At 38.7% G+C, this 24,807-nt stretch carries 23 protein-coding genes; 6 read left to right on the forward strand and 17 right to left on the reverse strand.

The genetic code is table 11. The annotated features are described in order from the left end of the window. Nucleotides 1-2: 2 nt before the first annotated feature. From ABXZ32_RS08840 to ABXZ32_RS08860, 5 genes are all read right to left on the reverse strand, one after another. Nucleotides 3-1,466, reverse strand: coding sequence for a serine hydrolase (locus tag ABXZ32_RS08840; protein ID WP_354618315.1), 1,464 nt, complete (start codon nucleotides 1,464-1,466; stop codon nucleotides 3-5). Between the two features lie 89 nt (nucleotides 1,467-1,555). Further along, nucleotides 1,556-1,882, reverse strand: coding sequence for a DUF4870 domain-containing protein (locus ABXZ32_RS08845; protein ID WP_354618316.1), 327 nt, complete (start codon nucleotides 1,880-1,882; stop codon nucleotides 1,556-1,558). 20 nt (nucleotides 1,883-1,902) lie between these two features. Beyond that, nucleotides 1,903-2,094, reverse strand: a complete 192-nt coding sequence (locus ABXZ32_RS08850) for a helix-turn-helix domain-containing protein (RefSeq protein WP_354618317.1) — start codon at nucleotides 2,092-2,094, stop codon at nucleotides 1,903-1,905. Between the two features lie 144 nt (nucleotides 2,095-2,238). Continuing rightward, nucleotides 2,239-3,354: a DUF2914 domain-containing protein gene (locus ABXZ32_RS08855; RefSeq protein ID WP_354618318.1), complete on the reverse strand. Its 1,116-nt coding sequence runs from the start codon at nucleotides 3,352-3,354 to the stop codon at nucleotides 2,239-2,241. 666 nt (nucleotides 3,355-4,020) lie between these two features. Continuing rightward, nucleotides 4,021-4,599, reverse strand: coding sequence for a hypothetical protein (locus ABXZ32_RS08860; RefSeq protein WP_354618319.1), 579 nt, complete (start codon nucleotides 4,597-4,599; stop codon nucleotides 4,021-4,023). A 256-nt stretch (nucleotides 4,600-4,855) separates the two neighbouring features. On the opposite strand from ABXZ32_RS08860, the gene ABXZ32_RS08865 reads away from it, so the two are divergent. After that, nucleotides 4,856-5,533, forward strand: a complete 678-nt coding sequence (locus ABXZ32_RS08865) for a class I SAM-dependent methyltransferase (protein WP_354618320.1) — start codon at nucleotides 4,856-4,858, stop codon at nucleotides 5,531-5,533. A 188-nt stretch (nucleotides 5,534-5,721) separates the two neighbouring features. Here the strand turns inward: ABXZ32_RS08865 and ABXZ32_RS08870 are convergent, their stop codons facing one another. Further along, the gene (locus tag ABXZ32_RS08870) at nucleotides 5,722-6,957 is read right to left on the reverse strand and encodes a porin (protein WP_354618321.1); all 1,236 of its coding nucleotides are present in this window, start codon (nucleotides 6,955-6,957) and stop codon (nucleotides 5,722-5,724) included. 250 nt (nucleotides 6,958-7,207) lie between these two features. Here ABXZ32_RS08870 and ABXZ32_RS08875 point away from each other — a divergent pair, with 250 nt between their 5' ends. The 3 genes from ABXZ32_RS08875 to ABXZ32_RS08885 all read left to right on the forward strand — a co-directional run bounded on the left by ABXZ32_RS08875 (nucleotide 7,208) and on the right by ABXZ32_RS08885 (nucleotide 10,515). After that, the gene (locus tag ABXZ32_RS08875) at nucleotides 7,208-8,047 is read left to right on the forward strand and encodes a universal stress protein (RefSeq protein WP_354618322.1); all 840 of its coding nucleotides are present in this window, start codon (nucleotides 7,208-7,210) and stop codon (nucleotides 8,045-8,047) included. 178 nt (nucleotides 8,048-8,225) lie between these two features. Then, nucleotides 8,226-9,047, forward strand: coding sequence for a universal stress protein (locus tag ABXZ32_RS08880; protein ID WP_354618323.1), 822 nt, complete (start codon nucleotides 8,226-8,228; stop codon nucleotides 9,045-9,047). Nucleotides 9,048-9,228: 181 nt separating this feature from the next. Further along, nucleotides 9,229-10,515 carry a cation:proton antiporter gene (locus ABXZ32_RS08885; protein ID WP_354618324.1) on the forward strand — a complete coding sequence of 429 codons (1,287 nt, stop codon included), beginning with the start codon at nucleotides 9,229-9,231 and terminating at the stop codon, nucleotides 10,513-10,515. 70 nt (nucleotides 10,516-10,585) lie between these two features. Here ABXZ32_RS08885 and ABXZ32_RS08890 read toward each other — a convergent pair whose 3' ends face one another. From ABXZ32_RS08890 to ABXZ32_RS08925, 8 genes are all read right to left on the reverse strand, one after another. Further along, entirely contained in the window at nucleotides 10,586-11,230 is a 645-nt protein-coding gene (locus ABXZ32_RS08890) for a class I SAM-dependent DNA methyltransferase (protein WP_354618325.1), read from the reverse strand. Between the two features lie 133 nt (nucleotides 11,231-11,363). Beyond that, on the reverse strand, nucleotides 11,364-11,570 hold the full coding sequence (locus ABXZ32_RS08895) for a hypothetical protein (protein ID WP_354618326.1): 207 nt from the start codon (nucleotides 11,568-11,570) through the stop codon (nucleotides 11,364-11,366). 88 nt (nucleotides 11,571-11,658) lie between these two features. After that, nucleotides 11,659-12,426, reverse strand: a complete 768-nt coding sequence (locus ABXZ32_RS08900) for a hypothetical protein (protein WP_354618327.1) — start codon at nucleotides 12,424-12,426, stop codon at nucleotides 11,659-11,661. 143 nt (nucleotides 12,427-12,569) lie between these two features. Continuing rightward, nucleotides 12,570-12,992, reverse strand: a complete 423-nt coding sequence (locus ABXZ32_RS08905) for a DUF6855 family protein (protein WP_354618328.1) — start codon at nucleotides 12,990-12,992, stop codon at nucleotides 12,570-12,572. Between the two features lie 646 nt (nucleotides 12,993-13,638). After that, the gene (locus ABXZ32_RS08910; RefSeq protein WP_354618329.1) at nucleotides 13,639-14,622 is read right to left on the reverse strand and encodes an NAD(P)-dependent alcohol dehydrogenase; all 984 of its coding nucleotides are present in this window, start codon (nucleotides 14,620-14,622) and stop codon (nucleotides 13,639-13,641) included. A gap of 148 nt (nucleotides 14,623-14,770) precedes the next feature. After that, nucleotides 14,771-15,199, reverse strand: a complete 429-nt coding sequence (locus ABXZ32_RS08915) for a VOC family protein (RefSeq protein WP_354618330.1) — start codon at nucleotides 15,197-15,199, stop codon at nucleotides 14,771-14,773. A gap of 178 nt (nucleotides 15,200-15,377) precedes the next feature. Beyond that, the gene (locus ABXZ32_RS08920; RefSeq protein ID WP_354618331.1) at nucleotides 15,378-18,644 is read right to left on the reverse strand and encodes a T9SS type B sorting domain-containing protein; all 3,267 of its coding nucleotides are present in this window, start codon (nucleotides 18,642-18,644) and stop codon (nucleotides 15,378-15,380) included. Between the two features lie 475 nt (nucleotides 18,645-19,119). Further along, nucleotides 19,120-19,959 carry a hypothetical protein gene (locus ABXZ32_RS08925; RefSeq protein WP_354618332.1) on the reverse strand — a complete coding sequence of 280 codons (840 nt, stop codon included), beginning with the start codon at nucleotides 19,957-19,959 and terminating at the stop codon, nucleotides 19,120-19,122. 343 nt (nucleotides 19,960-20,302) lie between these two features. On the opposite strand from ABXZ32_RS08925, the gene ABXZ32_RS08930 reads away from it, so the two are divergent. Then, on the forward strand, nucleotides 20,303-20,635 hold the full coding sequence (locus tag ABXZ32_RS08930; RefSeq protein ID WP_062059113.1) for a single-stranded DNA-binding protein: 333 nt from the start codon (nucleotides 20,303-20,305) through the stop codon (nucleotides 20,633-20,635). Between the two features lie 72 nt (nucleotides 20,636-20,707). Here ABXZ32_RS08930 and ABXZ32_RS08935 read toward each other — a convergent pair whose 3' ends face one another. Further along, the gene (locus tag ABXZ32_RS08935) at nucleotides 20,708-22,264 is read right to left on the reverse strand and encodes a M20/M25/M40 family metallo-hydrolase (RefSeq protein WP_354618333.1); all 1,557 of its coding nucleotides are present in this window, start codon (nucleotides 22,262-22,264) and stop codon (nucleotides 20,708-20,710) included. 160 nt (nucleotides 22,265-22,424) lie between these two features. Here ABXZ32_RS08935 and ABXZ32_RS08940 point away from each other — a divergent pair, with 160 nt between their 5' ends. Next, nucleotides 22,425-22,865, forward strand: a complete 441-nt coding sequence (locus tag ABXZ32_RS08940; RefSeq protein WP_354618334.1) for a hypothetical protein — start codon at nucleotides 22,425-22,427, stop codon at nucleotides 22,863-22,865. A 162-nt stretch (nucleotides 22,866-23,027) separates the two neighbouring features. Here the strand turns inward: ABXZ32_RS08940 and ABXZ32_RS08945 are convergent, their stop codons facing one another. Together ABXZ32_RS08945 and ABXZ32_RS08950 are read right to left on the reverse strand one after the other, a co-directional pair. After that, entirely contained in the window at nucleotides 23,028-23,864 is an 837-nt protein-coding gene (locus ABXZ32_RS08945) for a phosphatase PAP2 family protein (RefSeq protein WP_354618335.1), read from the reverse strand. A gap of 20 nt (nucleotides 23,865-23,884) precedes the next feature. Then, nucleotides 23,885-24,787: a histone deacetylase family protein gene (locus ABXZ32_RS08950; protein ID WP_354618336.1), complete on the reverse strand. Its 903-nt coding sequence runs from the start codon at nucleotides 24,785-24,787 to the stop codon at nucleotides 23,885-23,887. Nucleotides 24,788-24,807: the final 20 nt, after the last annotated feature.

The raw sequence follows: 24,807 nt of genomic DNA on the forward strand, positions 1-24,807 counted from the left end.
TTCTATCTTTTGGTCCACAACTCCTTGCCGCCATACAAGTGTTTGGTAAGCAGTTCTTCCAATACCCCCATGATATTATCTCCGTTCATGAATATTACATAACCGTTTTTCGACTTTGGAAAAAACATGGCGAAGGTGCTTACCCCCGGATCTTTACCGCTATGTAGCATTAAGGTTTCCTCATTGCTGAATCCGGTGAGGATTTCCCACCCAAGGCCAAAATAATTATCCTCTTTAACCTTAGCGTGATGTTCTTGCATTTCAAGGAACAGTTTATCTGACAGTCCGCCACCATTACTAACATAGGCAATGAATCTACCGTAATCTTCCACTGTGGTCAGGAGATTAGCAGCCGCATTGGCTTCGTAATATTTGTTAGTGGCAATCTGCTCGCCATTTTCATCAAAATTCCTGGCATACCTCGTTTCATCCATGGATTTATCCCACCAAAACCTAGTGTCCGTCATCCCGACAGGATCAAAAATAAATTCTTTTGCTAATTCCTCTAAACTCCTGCCAAACTTAACTTCTAGAGCTCTCCTTAGAAATTCAAAACCTTCCCCGGAGTATTGGTACTGTGTACCAGGATCAAACTCAAAAGCTAGTTTGTTAGTATCCGAGAGGTATCTCCAGTTCGGAAATCCGGTTTGGTGGGATAGCACAAGTCTAGGGGTTAATTTTTTTGTTCTGGGATCATCTTTAACATCTGGATCTACCCAATACTGATACAATGGTTCATCTAATTCCAGCAAACCCTTATCCACAAGTTTTAAGGTGGTCATGGCGACGATAGGCTTGGTCAGGGAAGCTACCTTAAAAATGGTATTATAAGGGGCTTTCGTTTTGGTATCCAAGGTACCATACACCTGAATTCTTGTGAGCTCCCCATTTTCTATAATACCTAGTCCCAAGGCGGGCACTTTATTGTCTATCAGTAATTGCTCTATCCCAGCGGCTTGCCCATCTTCAGGTTGTGGGTCATGGTGATCGTAGCTCAGGGCTTCACTTAGTATCCAAGCACCCTGTGCCAAGATCCAAACGTGGGTGAATTTCGCTGTACTTGTGGGTAAACCCACTTTTCCGTTTTCACGAATATAGAAATGATGGATGCCCTTTTGAATAACCCCATATAGTTTGCCGTTGTTATAAAGTGGAAAGAGCTCCAAACTTGTTTCATCTACCTTTCTGATGGGTTTCTTAGCTGGACTGGAACAAATATTTTTCTTGATGTTTTCGAAAAATACCTTCCGGTCCTGGAATCCGCCTTGATCGTGATAAAATTTTAAATCTTCGGCTATATGTGATTCCAGATAGGTCAGGTCACATTGGTTAAACCCTTTTTCGAAGAAAATACTGTCTTGCTTTTTTAGTTCGATAAATAAAGGTGAATTCCTATCAACTTGACCTTTAACTCCGAAAGTGCCAAAGATGAGAATAAGTGCGGTTAAGATTTTCGACCCTGTCATGATATAAAATTTTTAAGGCAAAAATTAGAAATTAGTAGGAATTAGTATCAAAGCAGACCCGCCAATATACCGCCAAAAGAGCGTCAAGCTTAAATAAAACTAAAATTCAGCCTAAAGTATAATTCCTTGTTCTTGTCAATGGCCGCGGTATTCCTGATAATAACGAATATATTGGTAAGAACCAATAGTACCATAACCATCATGGTAAACTTATTCCCCAGGGAAAACCAATTTTTAAGGAATGCACTTGTCATAAAGATGATAAAAGATAGTACTGTCATTAGTATCTGAACAGATACGATCTGTTTGGCCAAAGGATTAAATTGCTTTTTAGCAAACATGATCAATAGGGGGAGCAAAATATTTACAGGGGGAAAAATAGTGCCCACCAAAGAAGAAAGGTTAATGAGCTTCAACAAGGTGTAATTTAACTCCCCTACACTTTCATTTTTTTAAGTAAATCATTTTCAGAAATGCCCAAGGTGGTGGCCAAAACTTTTAGGGTATGGCCTTTGGGCTCTGTACCAGCTTCAATGCGTTGAATAGTTCTCACCGAGATGCCAGATTTTTCATATAACTCCTTCTGGGTCAGGTTTAAGCTTTCACGGAACTCTTGTAATCTGGACATTGATCTTAGGTCATTTTTAGTTTGCCTACCGGTGGTATCGGTTAAAAATAACAATTATTATTTTGTTGCCCTTAGATTTAATTTGCTTAACATGTGTGATATTACGATCCTTTAAAAGCTAAACTCGCAGGTCGGACTAGAGCATCAGAATTTCTTCTGTACCATCCTATGTGGCTTCAGGGATGAACTGATGATAATTTCAAAATCGATTACCCCCAAGACCAGTTCTTCTTCAGTTATTACTTCAACCTTCCATAATCCCGATTTAACATTGTTCTTGTAGGTATAGCCACGGTAACCGCCATCCCGCCCTCCTTTAATATCATAACCTATATCTTCCACTATTTCCCATTCGCCCGTGGTCTCGTTGTACCATTGCCATCTATGCAATATCGATTTTTCCAAAGCTGTTGGGGCAAAAATGGAGGAGAAGACATACACATTCTCGTCGGGATGGTGAATAAACTTGATCCTGTGACTTCTCCAAAACACATACCATTCATCGGTCTCATAACTGACGATATATTTGTTGTTTTCCAATTTAATATCATGTGCAACAACGCCTGTATCCATTGCAAGCGGTACGGGCGGGATGAGCTTTAAAAAGTAAAATGCATTGATCAGCATATAGATAGATAATATAACGGCCACTAGTCTTACAATACTTATTTCTGATCGTGTACTGGGGCTTAGACTGTATATTAAGAATATTAATACCAAGGTGCACCCTAAACTGACAAACCCCGAAAAAATAAAAATCCGTGTATTCATTTCACTTATGAACACAGGGATGATAAAGCTGAAAAAGGTAAAGCTTATAAAAAAATACACGCTGAATTGTAAATACTTGTTGGAGATCCTTTTTTTAAGCAACTCATTGGCAAAAAATAACACGAGAAGAATGATAAAAAAGGAAATAGTCTTGGACAGGGAAACACTTCTGGAGAAATAGATTACATAGGCACTGGAAAGTCCCCCAAAGAAAAATTGGATGGCCAAGGGTAAGTATAGTTCATAACGTTCCAAGAGGGTGTTTTTCCACCTACCGTCGTCAACTAAATTATAGAGATACAAGGTAACGGTCAGTGCAGTCATGTACAGGCACAGGACAATAAGGTCGTACAAGCGATCTATACGGCCAAGGGTCAGAGTGTCAAAAATAAACCCCGCAATGAAAAAAAATAAAGGGGCATATTTCTGATGTTTCTTAATGAAACGACGAAATGCACTGTTTCTAAACCTGGCCAATACTCTTTTCATATCCTGTTTTCCGCTTATGACTAAATCGATATTCTTCTCTGCAAGGATTGCATATAGGATTCGGATTTAACAATTCGGAAAATTACGATTAACGTTGGGAATTATTGACCCTAAACGTTTTTTTAATACTTAAATGCAACCTGTAGAATTAAAAGGGGCTTTGCAAAAAGTATTCTTTTGTTGATATGAAATTGGTCGTTATTCAATGAGGATTGACGTCAGAATAGGATTGTCAAATTTTATTTCTTCTATTAAATAGAATTTTTAGCCCGATAAGAATCAACTGAAAAAATAAACATAAGGGTAATAAGGCCATATAGACCCATAAAACAACCCCAGATTCACCACTCCACATATTGCCACCTGTACTTTTTGTAAAATATGCTATAATCAATGGGCTAAAAAATATGAGGCAATTTGCAATAAGAAAGAAATTGACATTATTCCTTCTGTTCTTTTTGGCGTCTTTGACAAAAAACAGAATGATTGTTGAAATGGGAATAAACAGAAATAATAGAATCATAGGTGGTGCTTAATTAAATTCAACCGTTGGGATTAAGGTCAGCAAAAAGAGAACGGAATTCAAACAAGGCTATTGTACGGCATCTTTTAAATTATAGCACTTATGATTAAAAAAAAGAGGTGAGCCCTAGTTGGAACGTCAATTTATTCTTTTGTTGGTCTACCTAAATAAATATAGATCACACCTTTCGGATCTGGATCTAGGAATTTGAACAGTTTAACCCTGACAATTGGCAAATCATAATCCTCTTGTTTGTAAAATTTCAAGAACTTTTTTGCGATGAGGGAATCACTGGGTCTCCCATTGGTGGTTTCAGCTATGGTATAAAATGGTAAAATCCTATTGAGATCTTTTGGTTTGGAATGTTTAAACTTTTTAGCCCTTGCTTCCATGGAAAGACCTTCGTTTTTCTTTTGGACCTTTAAACTATCCAAAGCTTCATTGAAGTCGTAACTTATTTCAAAATCCTTTTTGTTATCCTTTTTTATTTTTTTCAACAGCTTAATATAGGATTTGTTCTCAGAATTTTCCAGAATCCCATTTTCAATAAGATGGTTCTGAAACTCAGAAAGAACTACTTTTAGTCCTTCGTAATATTCAGGATTTCCTTTGGCCAGGTCTTCGTCATATATTTCCTCAATACTAAGCCTAGTTGTTTTACACCCTACATTGATGAATTGTAAAAACAAGCACAGTGCAAAAATTAAATAGTGTCTATGCATATGTTACTTTATTGACATGAAATAAGCTCCAACCAAACGACGGAATGTTTTATTGTGGGTAGTTAATGGGAATGATTGCTCCAAGAAACCAATGTAATGAATTGGATACGGTCCAAATAAAAGGCATGAAAATATTTGAACTGTAGTAAATATACTAAATTATTGGCCTTGGCCATTATTACAATTGTATTTCAATATTGAGTTGTCAGTTTTGTATATTATGCATCTATTCTTTGAATGAACCAATAGCACATTTATGAAGAAGAAAGAAAATGGGAGGAATAAAATAAAGAAGCCTTGGCCTACCAAAGATGCTATGGCACAGGTTTATAAAATGAATCTTTGGGGAGATAATAAGTCCGACTTTTATTCTGGGGCAGGGTCGCATCACCCTGAGATAGTAAACCCATATATAGAGTCGCTAACATCATTTTTGACTTCTTTTAAAAATCCACTTGTGGTATGCGACTTAGGCTGTGGAGATTTTAATGTAGGTAAAGAATTGGTAAGATATACTGCGAGGTATGTTGCGGTAGATATAGTACCAGGCCTAATAGCGCATAATAAAGAAAAATATAATGAAGAAAATCTTGAATTCCATTGTTTGGATATCGCAGTGGATGATTTGCCAAAAGGAGATTGTGCTTTAGTAAGACAAGTACTACAACACTTATCAAATGCAGAAGTACAAAGTATAGTAGGCAAGTTGACTGAATTTAAATATGTTATTTTAACAGAACATCTACCGGCAGGAGATTTTATACCCAATAAAGAGATTATTTCTGGCCAAGGGATTAGGCTAAAGAAACAGAGTGGAGTAAACCTATTGGCCCCTCCATTTAATTTTAAGGTAAAAAAGGAAAAACAATTAGTAGCTGTGAATTTAAGTGATGGTGAAGGGGTTATCCTAACAACACTTTATACCGTATTTTAGATTATATCAATTTATGAATACCCAATGATCCCAATCACCAAGATTTGCTACTTTCGGTACACTCATCATTCATCAATGTAGGTGTCGGTTCGACTAGTTTGGAAGATAAATTTTAAAAATACCTATGTTTCTAAAATAGCAATGCTGCCCAAATTGGGCAGCATTGCTTATGTGTTACCTTTTGATGTTTAAAAGTTCAATTGTGCTTGCAGCCTCAATAAATTCCCTTCTTGTAGATTAACAGGTTTCAAAAAATCCTCGTATCTCCTTTTAGAAATGGTATAATTAGCGACTAATTCAAAATTCTTAAGCGGTTGCCATTCAAGCCCTATTTCTAAATCATTGACCTTATAACTTCTAGCGTCCCTTTCGTGCTTTTTACCTCCATCATAATACTGATACCTTGTAAAGGGAATCAATGTTTGTTCTTTGAAGTCCAATTTATACATGATTTGGGCGTATCCACCTTCTAAACTTGAATTTTCAATGGTTGAGGTGGTGGGATTAAATTCTGGTCCTTTTCCAATATTGTATTCCGTTTGAAAGCCGAAGGGTTTTGGGTACAAAATGAAAGAAGCGGCTATTCTTTGATCTAAATAATTTAAATCCTCATTGGCATTTAGTACACCAGTGCTTAAATTGGCTTTTGAAAGTACATATTGACCAGTATATCCTTGTATTCCTGCTTCAATGATTTGGTTTTTCACCTTAAAGGGATACGTAACCCTTGCCACAACATGCGGATCGTTATTTGCTTCCGGATTGTTTGCTGCTTGTCCATTGAATGCACCAAAACCAACTATCCCATAATCCCCGCTACCTTTTAATCCTGATTTTACAAGTTCAGAAAATAGTTCTCTGTATTTTTTAGGTGCCCAATAGAAGAAAACCCCCAGATCCCTTTCATTGGCCACGGCGCTGTTCAAAGCATCATTTCTATCCAATGGAATCCTATTCTGACTCGATTGCATATTTTCAAATCCATATGGAATTTTGCTTTGCCCAATTCTGATTCTATATTCATTGTCTTTGTCTAGACCAATATCAAAATACGCATCCCTTAATTGGGCAAAATGCAACCTCTCCGAACTTGCACTACTGGCTAAGTCAGGTTGAATATAAAAGTAGACTTGTTTGCTAATTTGTCCGTATAAAATGACACGCATACGTCTAAGGAAAAAACCGCCATCCTTGCCCCAAGATCTATCGCACTGTTCACAACCTAAGTTTTCGTTTGTTTCCAATAGTCGGTTGTATCTCACTTGGGTATAGCCTCTTATCCCTATGTTGTCATACCATTTTTTGTCTATTTTAATTGGTAATGGTTTATTTTCTGTTGTAGTTTTCAATGTATCTGTCTGTGCATTAGTGTTTAATGCCATTAAGATGATTAGTAAAGCAGTAATTTGATATTTGGATTTCATGTTTTTTTTATCTTTTAGAAATTGGGCGAATATAGTTCACAATTTGAAACTCCAATATTAAGTAATTGTTATGTTTTAACTCACCTTATATTAGGTAGATAGCGATCAATTTACAGAAGATTTTAGAACCTTATTTGCCCTAATGGGAGACTGGCTCTTACCATCTTACGCTAACCGGACTGACAAATGTCATTGTTGTCTCTTCATAAAAAAAATATATTTCTGTTCACAGATTTCAATATTCTTAATTATGAAGCGAAGAATACTTTGTCCAACAGATTTCTCAAATAATGCTCAAAACGCAATTGATTATGCTATTGAACTATTTAAGAACGAAACCTGTGAGTTTTATATTCTTAATACCTATAGCGTAGAAGGCTATGCACTGGAGATGAGCGTTAGCAGGGATCTGGAGGGATCTCGTAAAAAATCGATCGGCGGCTTAAAATTTGCCCTTAAACAGATTTCAGATGGCGGTACTACCAAGAACCATAAATTCCGAAAGATCTCTGAATTTGGGAATTTAATAGACACGATGAAGAATATTGTTGATAAACAGGACATAGATTTGGTGGTCATGGGCACCAAGGGAGCAACCGATTCCCGATTGGAAATCTATGGAGGCCAAACCGTACTTGCCATGGAAGAAATCAGAGACTGTCCGGTACTCGCCATACCGGCAATGACTAAATATAAAGAAATAAAAGAAATTGTTTATCCAACGAACTACAGATCAACTATCAAAAGACGGCAATTTCAGTACTTGGTAGACATAGCAAAAATCTCTAATGCTTCAATCGTCATTGTTAATGTCATTAAAAAAGAGGTGCCTCTGGATGAAGAACAAATAAATCATCAAAACCTATTGAAAGATTATTTTGAAGGATTGGACTACTCTTTTCATACCTTGAAAGATAATAATGTACAAAAGGGTATCAACTCATTCATAAAAAGTCGAGGTAGTGATATGGTTGCCTTTAGGAATAAAAAACACAGCTTCTTTGAAATGATTTTATCCAGACCCATGGTAAAAAATCTTGGGTATCAAAGTACTATTCCCATACTGGCACTTCACGAATTTAGATGTTAATGACAATACATTTCAATGGCCTTCAAGGGTTTTATGTAACCGCCATTCAAAAAAATGAACAAAATAGGATGGATGTATTAGGCCCATTCCCTTATACGTGTTTAATCTATGATGGATGTCATAGGATACAAATAAACAGTAGGATAATTTTAAGTATCAAACCTAAAAACAGTATGCCATGAGAATATTAATACCAACAGATTTATCCGAATTATCAAAGGTAGCCATCCGGTATGCGGTAGATTTTAGTAAGGACACAGAGGTTGCCCTTATATTACTACACATAGTAGATATCAATGCACCCGGAAGGGCCAGAATAGGATCCAAAAAACTTGGGGAGGCTATAAAAAACAGTTCCGAGGAGGGAATGAAGGATCTTGTGGCATCTATTAAAACGAACAATAACCATAAGATAGATATAAGCTATAAAATTATTCACAGCTCTTCCATACAAAAGGCAGTGGAAATAGCCGCATTGGAAAATAAGATCGATTTGATCTGTATTGGAACTAAAGGGGCCAGTGGCCTAAAAAAGATCCTCTTCGGAAGTAATGCCGCCGGCATCATTGAAAATAGCAGCATACCTGTCCTGACCATTCCCGAATTTGCGGAATATAAAGGTTTAGGGCAGATGGTGTACTCTACCGACCTTCAGCATGTTAAGGAGGAGATTGCTTCCGTTATCCCATTTGCGAAATTAATGGATTCATGGATACATATCCTCCATATCAATAGGGGCAAGGAGGGCTTTGAAGGAGATTTGGAAGAGGAGGAAGAGCGACTTAGAAAAGATTTTTCCTATCAAAAAATAAAATTCAGGGAATTTAAAAGCAGCTCTATTATTGAAGGGATCAACAAATTTCTTACAGTTGTAGAGGCCGATATGGTTGTGATGTTCACCCACCATACCAATTTTTTAGAAAAGGTATTTCAAAAGAGTGTCACTCAAAATACGGCATTCCAAACCAGAATACCGCTGCTAACGTTCCAAAAGGAGTAATAGATATGAATGCGTGCCATGTAAAAGATGCGTAAATCTGGTTTTTCCTCTCGAAGGCATAAATAACCATGTATTCCTCAAGAATGCCATAGCAAAAAATAGGGTGTTGCTGTTCCTTGGATTTCTATGATCGAAGTCACTACGATGCCATAAATAAAGTCCAACTGGTTAAAAAACTGACGTGCATTACCTAAGCGAAAGCCATATCCTACTTTTTCTGGTGCAAATCCTTGTTCTCTTGGGGTTGGCACGGTCCTTAGGTGTACTCTGTGAGTCCATAAAGATCCCTGCTATTACAGGTGAGATTCTGGCCGGCGTCATTTTGGGTCCAACACTTTTCGGACGGGTAGCACCGGAATTACAAAACATGCTGTTTCCCCATAACGAGGCACAGTACATTATGTTGGAAACGGTTTCATGGCTTGGGGTTTTCTTTCTATTACTCTCCTCTGGCTTTCATGTAAATGTACAGCAAGCGCTCCGAAGCGGCAAAGCCGCCATCCTTATCGGTATCGTTGGGGTGCTGTTTCCCATCGCCATAGGTTATCCTGTATTCAGTACTTTGGACCCTGTTTATTGGGGAGAGGCGGCAACATCCCTCTCGTTTCCATTGTTTTTGTCCGTGGCAGGATCTATCACGGCCATAACCGTGGTGGCACGTGCATTGGGGGATCTTGGCATCAACAAAACGCCCGAGGCCTCCCTGGCGCTTTCGGCCTGTGCGATCAATGATATTTTTGGATGGTTATTGTTTACCGTTGTGATGTCCCTAGTTACTGCCCATTCCATGAGCGTTATTGATCTGGGAGGCAAGGCATTAATGGTAATAGGGTTTATCGCCCTAAGTATTGCTATTGGGGCCAAAATATTGAATTATGCCATTAGACGTGTCCAGGCTACATCATTACCTCAGCCCGCAGCTGCACAGACCCTTATTGTAAGTGTTGGGTTGCTTTGTGGGGCCATCACACAATGGATGGGTATCCATGCCATTCTGGGATTTTTCCTGGCCGGTACCATGGCGGGAAGCTCAAAAAGGGTCACTGAGGATCTTCGCAACAATTTGTCGGACACCTTGCACGCCATTTTTGTGCCCCTTTTTTTCGCCACCCTAGGTCTTAAGATAGATTTCTTGGTCGGTTTGGAATTGTGGCCTACTGTACTTTTTTGTGCGGTGGCTATTTTGGGAAAATTTGCAGGGGCTTGGTTAGGCGCCTATTTGGGCAAACAGTCCCAGAAAACTTCTGTTTTAATGGGCTTGATCTTTATTCCTGGAGGGGCCATGGAGATTGTGGTGGCAACCCTTGCCATTGAATTGCAACTCATAGGGCAGGCAATTTTTGTGGCCATCGTTTTTTCGGCCCTCCTATCTTCCATTCTCGCCGGCCCTCTGATCGGATTTCAGGCCCGGCGTTTAGGAATAGGGAAACTTAAAGAAGATGTGGGGACCAAAATAATAGATGTGTAGGGGATAGGCTAAACAATGGTTTTTAGCCAATGTAGTACAATAGTATAGCTATGGCGCGTAATGATGCAGTCTAGGTTATTTTGGTACTGGTGTTTTTTCTGAAGACAAAAGATATAAGTCTTGGTATTTCATTTACGGGATTATCGTCAAACCACTCTTTTAATTCCATCAATTCAAAACCGTTATTTTTTGCATCATCAACATATTCGGAAATGTGGTGAATATAAACTTCTAACTCCTGCGTTCCGTTTTCGGTTTCGTATTTTGCTTTACTGCCTGAGTACTGTTTGAAGGGATGCAGTTCGCTTATAAAGAATATACCTCCATTCTTTAATTTCTGATTTGCCTGATTAAAAATATGGTTCAAATTATAAATATGTTCAAGAGTAAGGCTTGACGTTACCAGGTCCGCGAATTGATTATCGATTTCCCACTCTTTGTTGAGATCAGCTCTTTTAAATAGAGCTCTATGATCAGGAGTTTTCTCTTTGGCAATATTCAACATCTCTTGGGAGAAATCCAGTCCGATCACTTGCTCGGCTTTACCCAATAGCCAGCCAGTATTTTTCCCTGTTCCGCACCCTAGTTCCAACACATGTTTAAACTTGTATTTCGATAAGGTCTCAATGGTTGCTTTTTTGTCTAGATCACGAGTCTTATTTATGTTTGTATCGTATTGTCCGGCCCAAGAGTTATATGCTTTTTCTATACTCATTTCTATTTCTTCTCAGTTAATACTAACAGTCCCAGGGAAGAGGAGTTGTGTGTTTCAATAACTGCCTTAGCAATGGTCAGCATAAGGTAGATTTCAATGCGTTTTATACTGGCTTTATTAGTTGTTATTTAATTTATTGTTTTTCAAGCTCAAGAATTCTTGTGTTAAGTTCCCCTTTTATGTCTTCAAGATTTTGAATTCTGCTTTCTAGACTTCTAATTTTATCCATTGCCTTCAGTATCTCGGTTTCAAGTTTTTGAATTCTAGCTTCTTTGCTTGGATTCATATTACATCCAATTAATAATAAAGAAAAGGCAGCAATTAAAATTATTTTTTTCATAAAAGTGGGTTTTTGAGTTTATAAGAACTGTACGTATATGGTGGGTTCAACGGGGGTTTGAACCATCCTTGTTCTGTAGGAGGTTGTTTTAATTTATTTCCTCAGTTTTAAAGATCATTTTCACTTTGTTTTTTCGAGATACCCTAAGGTATAGGCCAAGTTTCTCGTCCGATTCCGCCATTGCTACTCGGTCTATTTCATAAGTCCATTTTCCATTCTCAAAGGTGTAGGTCACCCCTCCCATGGATCCCTGAAATTTCGCTTCACCGTCAAATAATATTAAGTCGGGTTTATCAGTAATTTGTTTTGGTTTGTTCCAAGAGATATAGCGAAGTTCATTGTTATCCATTATGTCAATCCTTATGAGGTATCTATCGGTTTGGCAAACGAGAACATTCTTTTCCCAATCGGCAATACTGGGATGAATTTTATGTTCGGTTTCTAGGTGCAGTTTTCTTTGCAGGTCTAGCTCTTGTGGCGAGTTGTAGTTGATTGTCATAATACCGCCATCGTCAGAAAGCCATATATCACCTCTGAATAATCCAAAGCCATTATACCGGTCAATGGTGTTGGCATCGTTGAATGTTGCGGTGGTTAGTTTTTCTTTAAAAATGGAGTCGAACAGTACTGGATAATACAGGATAAACTGCTCTTTGGTTTTAAGGTCCGGGATAGGATTTGGTCGTTTAATGGGGAACTTAGCCCGGTCTGCCAGTTCTTGAATCCGGTCGTGTTTTATTAGGTCGACCAGCGTCTCTAGCTGGCTTAATCTTTCTTTTGTTATACCATTAGATGTCTGTCCAAAGCTTAAAGTGGAAAGTCCAAGTAGAAGTAATACAGTGATGGTTTTTTTCATTCTAAATCGATTGTGTTCTTGCGTTTTAGTAGTTGGGTAGTATAAGCTACTAAATTAGGAAATATGAACCGAAAAGAATCCCGTTAGCCAACAGGATTCAGAAGTATAATGTATAATGCCTCAATGATTATAGCTATTGTTGCCTACTGTTCTGATATGGCTTTCATTTTATTACCTCGTTTTTCATGTGTCACTTCAGCAAGTCCAAGTGCTTCCATTAGAGGTGGGATATACATGCCAAATCTACCTTTGAAGCCTTTTTTTAAACCGTACCATCCTCCAATTGGGTTCTTTGGAGAGCGGCCCCAATGCTCAACAGTGCCTTCCTTGGTTTCCACTTTCTCATCCTTGCTCCCAAGTTCCATCCAGTCCCCGTGCTCTTTGAGCATGGTATATAAGTCTTCGAGGCAACGGATGTCATAATGAAGGATGGTGGATTTAACCGTACAGACCAATATTTCTTTTCCGTCCTTTTCAGCGACATGCATGGTATATTCTGATGACAATGGAGGTGTTTTGAGCACCATTGGATTCTCTTTGGTTCCTATTTTTTCTTTATAATTCATGCTATGTGTATTTGTTGTTAATTCAATGAAATTATTCTATCCGTAGTGCAGGTTGCAGTTCGTCTAGGATTTTTTAGGACGACATCTGCGATAGCGGTAGGAGGTTGATGTGCTGGCATCGTAGACTTATCCAAGTAGGAAATCAGGTGGCTGCTATTTTTATAACAGCCTTTTTCTTTAAATTATTTAGCATTTTTTATCGATTTTGAATGTTTTCCACAATGAATCATAACCCTGGTTAGGGTATGTTTTTAATTTATTGAAGGTCGAGTGGTCTTAAAGATTCATTGCACTTACTGTATTAAATGCCTTTCAGATTTCCTTTTGATTGCCTGGCGGATAAAACCACCCAAAGTTATAAAGGATATCGCTAAAAGAAAGCTATACTCTTTTAATGGATTATTGGGCCATAAATCGATGAGAGTAACAATTAGGGCTACTGCATTTGCGATAAGAAGAATCCAAAGTAAAAGTCTGACTATACGATCCATTTATTCTTTTTTTTTAAAATTTACCCTAACGTCTATGCTATAATTTAGGAGTGTGAAATCCGTCAGGATTTCCAGCCAAGAAATCAAGCTGAATAAAGGTAGGGAAATTCGTTTTAAAAGTAATAGAGTATCGCTGAATTATAGCCACTGTTGTCTCAAGGTTTGTATACTGAAATTACAATTTTACCATTGTGGAGTGCATCCCCGAAGCGTTGAATCGCCCTGGGTATTTTGTCAAAAGTATATGGGCCGTCTATTACACAATTTATCTTCTTGTCCTCATATAGCTGATTAATATAATCCAAGTCCTTATTAGCTTTTAACATGACCATATGAATACGTTTCTTGCTAAATAACTTTAGTATTGGAATCATATAAAATATTTGCAACAGCTTGCCGGACCTGCCACCTATGGTAACATATTTTCCTTCCGGTTTAAGAACCTTTAAAAATTCCCAGAGCGATCTATTGGTCCTGCAATCAACAATTAGATCATATTTCTGGTCACTCTTCGTAAAGTCTTCTTTTTTATAGTCAATTACGGTGTCGAACCCTTGGGTTTCCATCGCTTTTAATTTATCACCTGTATCGACCCCTGTGACATTTGTGTTGCAAAGTTTGGCTAATTGAATCCCAAATGAACCAACGCCACCGCCGCCTCCATTAATCAAGATCTTCTGATGATCTTTGATTTGTCCCACATCCCGAAGCGCTTGCAGGGCGAGCATGGCAGCGTGTGGTATACTAGTTGCCTCTTCAAAGCTCATGCTATTTGGCATTCGAGCAAGTGCTTTTTCATCTATGCAAAGAAACTCAGCAAAGCTGCCAAATCCGAATTCTGAAATATCGCCGTACACGGCATCACCAACTTTAAATTTGGTAGCATTATTTCCCACCTGCTCCACAATTCCTGCTACTTCCATTCCTGGAATTCTTAATTTTTTCTTGGGACTAAATATCCCAAAGATCAGACGATAGGCCAAAGGCTTTCCGGTGGTAATGCACCAATCGTAATCATTGATCGCCGTTGCACAAACCTTAACCAGCACCTCTGAATTTTTTGGTTCAGGTTTTTTGACTTCTATAAGCCTGAGTACTTTAGCAGGCTCTCCGTATTTTTTAATAGTATATGCCTTCATGATTGCTTATGTGCCTCAATGATTAGTAAATAAAGCGTAGCGATCCAATAGTAGCCTTGATTTCACATACATTGTTGGTAAAAGTTATTTTATATTTTCCATGTCATTTTTTCCTCCAAAGTAGTGCGACTTATTTCATAATTCGAATTTATTCTGAAAGGTTAAGCTGCCATGAAATGCCGTATTTGTCCTCACACCATCCGAATTTTTTGCCAAAGCCGTAATCGCCTGAACCTTTGTAATTGTCAAGAGGAACCATAATTTGGCCTCCATTTGAAGAAAGATCTTCGAATAAGGTTTGTATCTCATTTTCAGAGTTGCATGCAACAAAAAGTGATACCCCTGGCGTAAAGGTCCACGGGTGGTTATAATTACTTTCGGAAACCATGTACTCGGTACCATTTAAAGTAAATACTCCATATTTGATAAGTTCCTGAGTTCCTCCCGCTTCTCCTTCTGCGTATTTTATTACGCTTTTGATTTCCGAATTTGGAAATATAGATGTGTAGAAGTTTATCGCTTCTTCTGCCTTTCCGCATTGATCACCCACAAATGTTAGAAAAGTTGTTATTTTCATTTTTTGAAATTTGGTTAAAATGAAATCTTTCGTAATTAATTACTGCCAACAGGTAGTCTAAGAACCCTTTGTTGAGATTTGATATTTATAAAATCGAGTTTGGATTCGAGCCGGATTAAATGTACAAAAACTTTCGAATTGCAGTAAATATGCTAACAGTGGATTATAGGTCTTGCATTTATCTTTTTAGCGTAAAGTGCCCTGAAAAGATAACTCCATCTCCAAGATTGGTTTTAAACCAATAGTCATTGGAACTCACTTCTCTACCTTTATAAAATCCATCCCATCCAATATCGTCCGATGACAGCTCAGCTAAGAGTTTTCCGTACCTATCAAAAATAAATGTTCGGGAATTCGGATAACTTACTATTCCCATAATATGCCAATAATCGTTTCGGCCATCACTGTTTGGAGTGAAAAACCTAGGATAGTCAATTAACGTAACATCTTCTGTGTCCTCACCGCATCCGTCTTTATCCTTTACCATTGCAGTATATTTACCTCCTGGAATATCGGAGAAATAATTGCTCTCTTGGAAATTTACCCCATCCAAGGAATATTCAAAATTTCCATCTCCGGTAGCCATTATTTCAATAAAATTAATTTCTGAAAGTCTGCTATGCCGTACCTCAGTTATTGAAGGAGATGATGATTTTATGAATTCAAAATCAAGGGTGTTTTCGCAATAAATCCCGTATATGTTTTTGCCAATCGTTAGTGTATAGCTGCCTGCATGTATCAAGTCCACTCTATATGTGTTGGAAATTATACTGTTATCCTCATAAGCCCAACTATAAAAGTCAAAATCATTTTCCACTTCAATAGGTAGCGAAGGCTCAAGATGACACAAATAATAAGCGGGCTCAAGCTTTGTTACAGGAAGTTCAATTACCAATAAGTCAATGCTCGTTTCAGCATAGCATAAGCTGTTCAATGAGTTCTCTACCCGTACAAATACGGTTTGATTCCATGGTTCAGTATTTTCAAAGAATGGGGATAATGGACTTGGCAATTCATCTCCATTTGCATCAGAATATATGAAATTCAGCCCAACTTGGTCACCAACAATTTCTGACTCAATATGGGAAAGATCAAAGTTAGCAAACCCGCTTCCCAAATTACATGCAAAAACGGGCTGTGGACTATTTAGTTGTGGTTGGGATGATGTTCTGAAAACCAAAGGTGTCTCTTCATAACAATTGGTCTGGGAATTGGTTACTCGTACGATAATTGTTTCTTCATTAAGTGTAGTATTGGTATAGGGGTTGGGCAAAGGGTTGGGCAATGAATTGCCATTGGAATCAAAATAGGATATTGACGTGTTCATTTGATTTCCTAGAACGAGTGATTCAATAGACGAGGTGTCAAAATATTCCGAAATACCATCTCCGTTATCATCACAGCCAATCAAAATATCTAAATCATGGACTACGGGCAATGGGTTCACCATTAGCTTAAATGTTGTCTCGTTAAGACAAGTATTTCCACTATCAAAAGCGCGGACGGTTATTTCTTCCTCATTAATGACTTCGTTTATAACGGCATTTAACGGTTGTTGTATTTGGTTGCCATTTTCGCGATAAAAGGTCACTGAAATAGCATTGCTTCCTGCTAAAATGTCATTTTGGACCTGTTCCAAATCGAAAGTAGCAAATCCATTTGCATCATTACTGCATACAAAGAGATCTGAAACAGAAGATAGATCTGATATAGGATTGACAATAAGGTCGAAAGTTGTCTCGGAATAGCAACAAACATTGTTGTTATGTGCCACTCTAACCATGATCGTTTCCCTGTCCCTAAAAGTATTGGTAAATGGGTTGGGTAAGGTTGCGTATTCCCTACCACTGCCGTCAATAAAAGTAACCTTCATATTGTTTTGGCCACCAAGGACTTGCTGGGTAACATGGGCAACCTCAAAAGAGGATGAAATACCTGTATTGAAACTATTTTCACAGGCATAAATATTTTCAATACCATAAGCATTTGGAGGATCTTTTACATTTATGGTCTCTGTTATAAGCTCAGTGCTGCCATCATTTGCTGTGATTGTAGCACTTATAGTATATGTGCCGTCAACTGAAAAATCATGGAAAGGCGACAAATCTGTAGAAGTATTGTTGGTACCTGAAGCGGGATCACCAAAATTCCAGAGTATGGAAGTCAGATTGCTTGTAGGTGCTATGCTAAACTCTTTTAAAAAATCTGAACAATCATTTAAAATGTTCATAGAAAAGTCATTGGTCACATGATTTACGTTACCTGTAACATTTATGTAAAAATTTGCTTCAGGTCTGCCAAAATCAGCGGTATCGACATATTCATCAAAGCCAAAATCCTGTCCTCCTGCGATCCTGGTACACCTTCTTTGCCATGACACTCCCGTGTCTTGTGTAGAACCTGCAATGAATGCAAGTCCATCTCCGTAGACAATTCCTTTGTGCACTTCGACCAAAATTCGTTTAACCCCTGCCGGAACTACTATTGGGGTATCAAACACTACATTAATAATTTGGGAATTTTCTCCTATGACCGGAGAAAGCTCTTGATATTGGCTACTACCTATTAAATTTGCCTCAGAAAAGGAAGAGGGAAAATTTTCATCAATTTCATAAATATTAAAGCTGATTTCAGGAAGCCATCCAACTTTATTAATACCAACTTGTCCAGACGTAATGAAGAATTCCTCATTAGTTGAAATACCAAAATCTTCTAAATAAAAATCTCTTGCCCAATATATGTGAGATGACGAACATGAGTGTATTCTGGTTTCAATAATATCATCACAAACATTGTGGGACAGTCTGGTTATTGACCCAGAACTTTGAGTGTTGAAAACCTCACCGGTTACATTAATATAAAAATTGGCATCCGGTACCGGAATGGTCAATTCTGATGTTGGGGTTAAACTATTATTCCCTTCGCAACCTTCATACCATGAGAGTCCGGTATCTTCAGCTGTACCAGCAATGAATACTTGTGACGACTCTGGATTATAAAAGTCTTCAATCTTTTTTACGGTTACAAGTATCCTTCTTGTACCCGCTGGCACAATAATTGGTTCATCAAATTGAGCTTCAACAATCACCGGAGCTCCATTGACTACAGGTGCTCTTCCTATTCCTCGTGTACCTAGCAAGGTGCGAGGATAAAGTGAGTAAAAAAATTCTGGAAAATTTTCATCAATACTAAAAACACTGAATTGCAAATAGGCGCCATTATTTGACCTACTTAAGGCCACTTGGCCGGAATTGATCACAAACTGTTCATTGGACGCAATGCCAAAATCTGACAACGTAAATACTCTTGACCATCCTTCATCCCTTTCACATGAATACATGTCGGTTTCTATAGGGGTCGTTCCAATATTATTGGTCAAGGTAATTTGGGCATTAATGCCATTTAGGAACAAAAAGAATAGGAGTAAGAGGGCACTATTAAACATGAAGTTGGTAGGTTGTTAATGTTCTTAACAAAGCAAAATAATATTCTTATGAAGGTTGGGTAAAGTTTTTTGACTAGCTACAGGAAATTAAGTTTAAGGAACATACAATTTGGATTTTCTTTTTTATTAACATTTTAAGCTTGCTGTGAAAGCTTAGGATAAAAATCCGATCTTAAGGTTTGATGTTAATCAAATGGAACATGGAATTATACTGGGTTAAAAGTACAAAAACTTTTGAAATGTAGTAAATAAGCTAAATAATGGATATTTGCCATTGTAATGTGTAGTGTTTCTAATTGATTTGTATCAGACCTGGCCGGTTATCGCTTAAAAAATTCACACCAATAGTTCCGTCCTTACATTCATTAATTTTCCAGACTGAAGGGAAATTATTGTTCTTCACATACATAAAACATTTCTGATCAATCCCTATTGATTCTTTAAATATTCTACTCAATTGAATCACGACTACGGATCATTCTTCAAACATCACTTGACCTTTAATATCATATTTCAAGCTGTATTCCCTATAAGTTGAGTAGCCTTTCCACCCACCGTTATAATAAGTGGTCTCCATAATCATGTAGAAGGTATAATTATTTGTTGAAAGTGACCGATAAAATAATTCTTCGAAGATGGATAGGTCCTTAATAGGGTTCTCGGCCTGGTCGTAACCATTGAAAGTTTCAATGACCTTTTTTTCCAAATTCATCTCGTTATCGTAATAGAATGTTTTTAAGGTGTCCAGGTTTCCACTTGAATTGAGACTGATTTGAATGTGCTTAGGGTTTAATGTATTTCTTGAGATAATAGTAGACAGCTTTCCATCCGCATCATAGTTATAGTCCAGCGTATCTTTTTGTTCTGGGGTGTCAATGATCTTTTGCAATATCTTATCTTCTTCCCCTAGGATATATGTTCTTACAAATTCCGGTAGCACGATCTCCGGGTCAGTAGTGGATCTTTTAACAATGATTCGGTCAGTTTCATGTGAGACTTCATCGTAGATCTTTTCGGAGAAATCATATGAAAACCCAATCATCTCATTAAAAGCTTCATACATTCCTCCGACTCTCTTAATCACTTGATTATCAGCATCTCTTTCCAAGAGCACCAACTTATCCAAATCCCTGTAATCCATTTTCGCAGGAAACATCATATAACCTAACTTATAGCTACTCATTACCTGGGATATATTCTCAGTGTCCTTCGGGTCTTCTGTTCCAATGCGCTCCGGATTATTAATGGTTTGTTCCGGCTTGGAGCAAGCAGTAATTAGGATAAGTAAGACCGGAAGTAATATGTATTTCTTCATGAGAATGATTTTATGCGCATAAATATATAGTATAATTTCTCTCTAATCTTAAATTTTTCGTTGAATGGTACAGTAATTACCTAAAATTATAAATGCGAGGCGGGGATGTGCTTATTATTACTATTAAATGTTCTAAAACAAAAACCTTGCACTGAAGAAGTGTGTTCTAGTCAATATTTCATTGTAAGCCAATAAATATAAAAATAACGACAAACGACTACAAACGTTTGTAAACGAAAGTAACTATTTCCAAACCGAGTGCAGCGGAAAAGGGGTGGTAGGTTTGTACCGTCGAAACATAGGAACTCGATAGTATGAACTGTAAACCATTAAAAATAAAATTATGAACGCACTTAGAAACAGAGTACAGTTGATTGGAAACTTGGGGAACGACCCAGAAATTGTGAACATGGAAAGCGGAAGCAAACTCGCCAAGTTTTCCATAGCCACCAACGAGACGTATAAAAACACAAAAGGGGAGAAGGTAACGGATACCCAATGGCATAACGTCGTGGCCTGGGGCAAGACAGCAGAGATCATTGAAAAATACCTTGTCAAAGGGAATGAAGTGGCCATCGATGGGAAGCTTACGTCCCGTTCCTATGAAACCAAAGAAGGGGAAAAGCGATATGTTACCGAAATTAAATGCAATGAACTTTTGATGTTGGGCAAGTAGCCCTCAAAACAAATAAAAGCCCCACAATGGAACTTCTCCTTGTGGGGCTTTTTTATTGGTAGTGGTCTATGGTTATTCATTTTTTCCTCCATCACGGTTAGGGGACCTGGTCTCCGGCCATGTCCGTTGTTCCCCAGTTCTTGGATTGGTATGCAATACCGCCTTTTCCCTAGAGGTCCTATCAGGATCCTCACTGGCCATATAGGCCAAGATGGCGGTGAGGATGGCATTGTTCCTCACATCGTCAAATACAATTTTATCATAGGTATCCAAATTGGTATGCCAGGTATAATCAAAATAGCTCCAGTTCAAAGAGCTCAAAGAAAATGCAGGGGCACCGGCGGCTACAAAAGAGGCGTAATCAGAACCTCCTCCTGCGGGAGAACCTGGAAAGGTAGTTTCAATCTGTTTCGTAATAGACTCCGGAGCGGCTTCCAACCAACGACCCATATAATCATAGGAATTCAAAAAGCCTTGTCCAGAAATGCGGACTACCCTTCCTGTTCCATTGTCTTGGTTGAACAAAGCCTGCATCCCTTCCACGATTTCGGGATGGTCCTCTACAAAAGCACGGGAACCGTTCAAGCCTTGTTCCTCACTGCCCCAATGCCCCACAATAATGGTACGCTTTGGGTTGGGATAGATTTTTTTAAGGATACGAGCTGCTTCCATCATGGTGATGGTTCCAGTTCCGTTGTCAGTAGCACCTGTTGCTCCGTCCCAAGAATCAAAATGGGCAGAAAGGATGACATACTCATTGGGAAATTCTGTCCCTGGGATGGTGGCAATAGTATTAAAAGTTGGTACGGTCCCCAATTCCTTGGACTCGGCCATTACTTTAATAATGGGTTGTTCTCCATGTTCCACCATACGGTATAAAAGACCATAATCCTCAAGGGAAAGATCCACTACCGGAATCTTCTTGGTGTTCGCGCCGAATATTTTATTGGCGCCAAAACCTTCTGACCAGCGGGATTGGAGAATTCCGATTGCCCCTGCTGCCTCCAAGGCCTCGTTGATGTTTCTAGTGGTATATCCTGTTTTTTTATAGCGCTCTCTCCAAGTTTCATTTAGGGAATTCCTGTCTTGTTTCATTTTTTCAAAGGACTCCTCAGTAGCATACTCCTTCCAATTATAATCTGGTCTACCGGTAGGCTCCATCATGGAGACCATTACAAATTTGCCCTTCACATTGGGCAACCATTTTTGAAAGGCCAAAGAGTCGGCTACATCAGGAATAATGATCATGCCTGCGGTAAGTCCTTTTTTAGGGGTGCTTGGGCTCCAGGCCAATTGCATGCCGCTTAGGCTCACAACCCTTGGGGAAACAAGGTCTACATGGGTAATTCCGCGTTCCCATCCGCGCCATTGTCCCCATTTTTCATTTTCGGCGGCAATGCCCCACTGGGCGTATTTTTGAACGGCCCAGTCATGGGCTTTTTTCATTTGTGGGGTACCCACCAAACGAGGGCCGATGACATCCATAAGTTCATGGGCCAAAGGCTCCAATTGAGAATTCTCATTGGCCTCCTTTACTATTTTATCGACAATTTCTTGTGTGGTCTGGGCAAAGGCAATTATGCCCTGTAGCATAAAAAGCACTACTAGGAATGGTAAACTTTTTTTCATGGATGTTGGTTTGTTAAAAGTTGAATTCACTAAGATAGTAATTTAGTTATCTAGATAAAAAAGATAAATCTCTATGGTTTTTTAAGTAGGGTTTTTTCATTCTTGGTTGTTATACTAATAGAAGCACAATATTAATAAAGAAGAATTTTAATTTTTTGATATGAAACACATACAGACGTTACTTGCCATAGGATTGTTCATTGGTTCATTTTCTGCCTTTGCACAACATGAAGGAGAAAATGAAGAACAAAAATTGTCCTATTATGAGCAAAGAGCTCAACAGGATGCCAAATTTGAACAAGAATTGAGAGCAGAGAATGAAGAAGAGGCCGAAGAATTCTGGGAAGACCAACAGGCCTATGAGAAAAATTTAAAGAAAAGGGATAAAAAGGCCTATAAGGCTTATATGAAAGGTAAAAGGGATGCTTATGAAGAGCATGCAGAACATTGCCACCACCATCACCATAGTGCACACTTCTACTATTATGCCGACCATTATTATAGTTCCCCGAGGTATTATAGGAGTTCCCCCAGAAGGAGTACTATAAGCACAGGAGTTAGAGTTGGTGCACCAAGAGTGCGATTGGGAATTGGATTGTAAAGAAAAAGGAAAGAAGAAAAAACACCGCCATTTGGCGGTGTTTTTGTTTTTATGCGCCCCGTTTTTTTAATGATTCGAAACAAGTACAGACGTTACATCTCTTGCCTTCTGATTTTTAAAATACTTCATCATTTGTTGTTGATACCTAGCGGTTCAATAGTTTTAAAATCTTAGGGTTACCCCCATGGTGCCAGGGCCAAAATTAAGGTCCCAACTCATATCCTTCGATTGGTCATTATATTTTTCATCGTATTTGGAATCTAAATAGCGATCTATGGATTCTACGGTAAAAATACTGATCGCGACACTTATGGCCACATCACTGAGCCAATGTTGTCCGTCCCAGATCCTTGACATACCGGGAATAAGGCCACCCAAGTAAATAGCTCCCTTTATCCAAGGGCTCTCAAACTGTTTGGCGATGGCATACGCGTTGGTAAAGGCCAACATGGTATGGCCCGATGGGAAGGAGTGGAAATTTCTACTTGGATTAAAGGGATCAAAAGTGTCCTTGCCCAAATCGGCTACCGGTCGTGCTCTCCCTACTACTGATTTTAATACTTGTTGCAACAGCCCTGAAGAGGATGCGGAAGCGATCAATAAAACCCCTGTTCTTCTGAGCTTTTCATTTTTCAGGGCCAACCCAGTTAGATATACTCCTGCTGTGGCTAGATAATTGTTTTCAGGGTTGCCATACAATTCCCCATAATCCCTTAAAAGTTTTGGAACACTGGTCTGTTGGTTTCTAATGAATCTTGAGGTATCGTCATCAATCATATAGAGAACGCCCGTACCTGCAACTACTTCTCCAAAGTTGAGCCATTGTTTCCCTTGCCAATGAAGTGGTCTGGAATAAGAATATCCCATGCTCTTAATGATATTGCCCATATCATAGGTGAACATGTTCCATCTCTTTTCATCTTGGGCGGAGGTATCCATTTCTTGTCCCATCGCATGCAAGGAGGACAGAAATAAGATCAAAATAAAAATATTCTTCATAGTCAAAGGCTTCTTTTATTTCAAAAGTACAGTTCTTTTGCCACACGAAAGGTATTGGAATGGGCTTCAATAATAGTTTTAAGGTCGGGAGAATAGCCACCTCCCATGGAACACTGAACAGGGATCTGATTTTTTTTACAGGTTTCCAAAACAAATTGGTCCCGTTTTTTACACCCATCCACAGTAAGTGCCAAGGTGCCCAATTTGTCCGTTTCAAGAATATCAACCCCACATAAGTAAAAGATAAAATCGGGCTTAACATCCTTGATCAATTGGGGTAGGATTTCCTTTACTATAGTTAAATATTCCTTGTCCTTAATGCCTTTTTTCAGGGCGATATCCAAATCGGATTTTTCTTTGCGAAAGGGATAATTTCCTTCCCCGTGCATGGAAAAGGTAAAGACCGATGGGTCATCCTTGAATATTTCTGCGGTGCCATTCCCTTGGTGCACGTCCAGATCCACAATCAATATTTTTTTTGCCAGACCCTTGGCCTGCAGATAGCGGGCACCAATAGCCTGATCGTTGAGCATGCAAAATGCTTCACCGCGGTCCGTATAGGCATGATGTGTTCCTCCAGCAATATTCATGGCAATACCATGCTCCAAGGCATACTCACTTCCCTTCATGGTTCCATCTGCAATAATCTGTTCCCGTAACACAAGATCTTCATTCAACGGAAACCCTATTTTCCTTGCTTCCCTTGGGGGGATCTTCATATTGAGCAGGTCATAGAAATAATCGGGGTCATGAACGGCAACTATATATTTGTCATTGGGAATATCGGGCTCAAAGAAATCTGAAGTGGTACAGGTGCCTTCCAAAATCAATTGTTGGGGCAGTAGCTCATATTTCTCCATAGGGAACCGATGCCCTTTGGGAAGGGGATGGGTATAAATGGGATGATGTGCTATTCTAAACATATGATGTAACGAAGGAATGC

Source organism: Sediminicola luteus, from assembly GCF_040566555.1.
Taxonomy (GTDB): Bacteria; Bacteroidota; Bacteroidia; order Flavobacteriales; family Flavobacteriaceae; genus Sediminicola.

Bases quoted from the DNA above. Each gene is read 5' to 3' on its own strand.
- ABXZ32_RS08840 (WP_354618315.1), bottom strand. From the start codon at position 1,466: ATGACAGGGTCGAAAATCTTAACCGCACTTATTCTCATCTTTGGCACT.
- ABXZ32_RS08850 (WP_354618317.1), bottom strand. From the start codon at position 2,094: ATGTCCAGATTACAAGAGTTCCGTGAAAGCTTAAACCTGACCCAGAAG.
- ABXZ32_RS08855 (WP_354618318.1), bottom strand. From the start codon at position 3,354: ATGAAAAGAGTATTGGCCAGGTTTAGAAACAGTGCATTTCGTCGTTTC.
- ABXZ32_RS08860 (WP_354618319.1), bottom strand. From the start codon at position 4,599: ATGCATAGACACTATTTAATTTTTGCACTGTGCTTGTTTTTACAATTC.
- ABXZ32_RS08865 (WP_354618320.1), top strand. From the start codon at position 4,856: ATGAAGAAGAAAGAAAATGGGAGGAATAAAATAAAGAAGCCTTGGCCT.
- ABXZ32_RS08870 (WP_354618321.1), bottom strand. From the start codon at position 6,957: ATGAAATCCAAATATCAAATTACTGCTTTACTAATCATCTTAATGGCA.
- ABXZ32_RS08875 (WP_354618322.1), top strand. From the start codon at position 7,208: ATGAAGCGAAGAATACTTTGTCCAACAGATTTCTCAAATAATGCTCAA.
- ABXZ32_RS08880 (WP_354618323.1), top strand. From the start codon at position 8,226: ATGAGAATATTAATACCAACAGATTTATCCGAATTATCAAAGGTAGCC.
- ABXZ32_RS08890 (WP_354618325.1), bottom strand. From the start codon at position 11,230: ATGAGTATAGAAAAAGCATATAACTCTTGGGCCGGACAATACGATACA.
- ABXZ32_RS08895 (WP_354618326.1), bottom strand. From the start codon at position 11,570: ATGAAAAAAATAATTTTAATTGCTGCCTTTTCTTTATTATTAATTGGA.
- ABXZ32_RS08900 (WP_354618327.1), bottom strand. From the start codon at position 12,426: ATGAAAAAAACCATCACTGTATTACTTCTACTTGGACTTTCCACTTTA.
- ABXZ32_RS08905 (WP_354618328.1), bottom strand. From the start codon at position 12,992: ATGAATTATAAAGAAAAAATAGGAACCAAAGAGAATCCAATGGTGCTC.
- ABXZ32_RS08910 (WP_354618329.1), bottom strand. From the start codon at position 14,622: ATGAAGGCATATACTATTAAAAAATACGGAGAGCCTGCTAAAGTACTC.
- ABXZ32_RS08915 (WP_354618330.1), bottom strand. From the start codon at position 15,199: ATGAAAATAACAACTTTTCTAACATTTGTGGGTGATCAATGCGGAAAG.
- ABXZ32_RS08920 (WP_354618331.1), bottom strand. From the start codon at position 18,644: ATGTTTAATAGTGCCCTCTTACTCCTATTCTTTTTGTTCCTAAATGGC.
- ABXZ32_RS08925 (WP_354618332.1), bottom strand. From the start codon at position 19,959: ATGAAGAAATACATATTACTTCCGGTCTTACTTATCCTAATTACTGCT.
- ABXZ32_RS08930 (WP_062059113.1), top strand. From the start codon at position 20,303: ATGAACGCACTTAGAAACAGAGTACAGTTGATTGGAAACTTGGGGAAC.
- ABXZ32_RS08935 (WP_354618333.1), bottom strand. From the start codon at position 22,264: ATGAAAAAAAGTTTACCATTCCTAGTAGTGCTTTTTATGCTACAGGGC.
- ABXZ32_RS08940 (WP_354618334.1), top strand. From the start codon at position 22,425: ATGAAACACATACAGACGTTACTTGCCATAGGATTGTTCATTGGTTCA.
- ABXZ32_RS08945 (WP_354618335.1), bottom strand. From the start codon at position 23,864: ATGAAGAATATTTTTATTTTGATCTTATTTCTGTCCTCCTTGCATGCG.
- ABXZ32_RS08950 (WP_354618336.1), bottom strand. From the start codon at position 24,787: ATGTTTAGAATAGCACATCATCCCATTTATACCCATCCCCTTCCCAAA.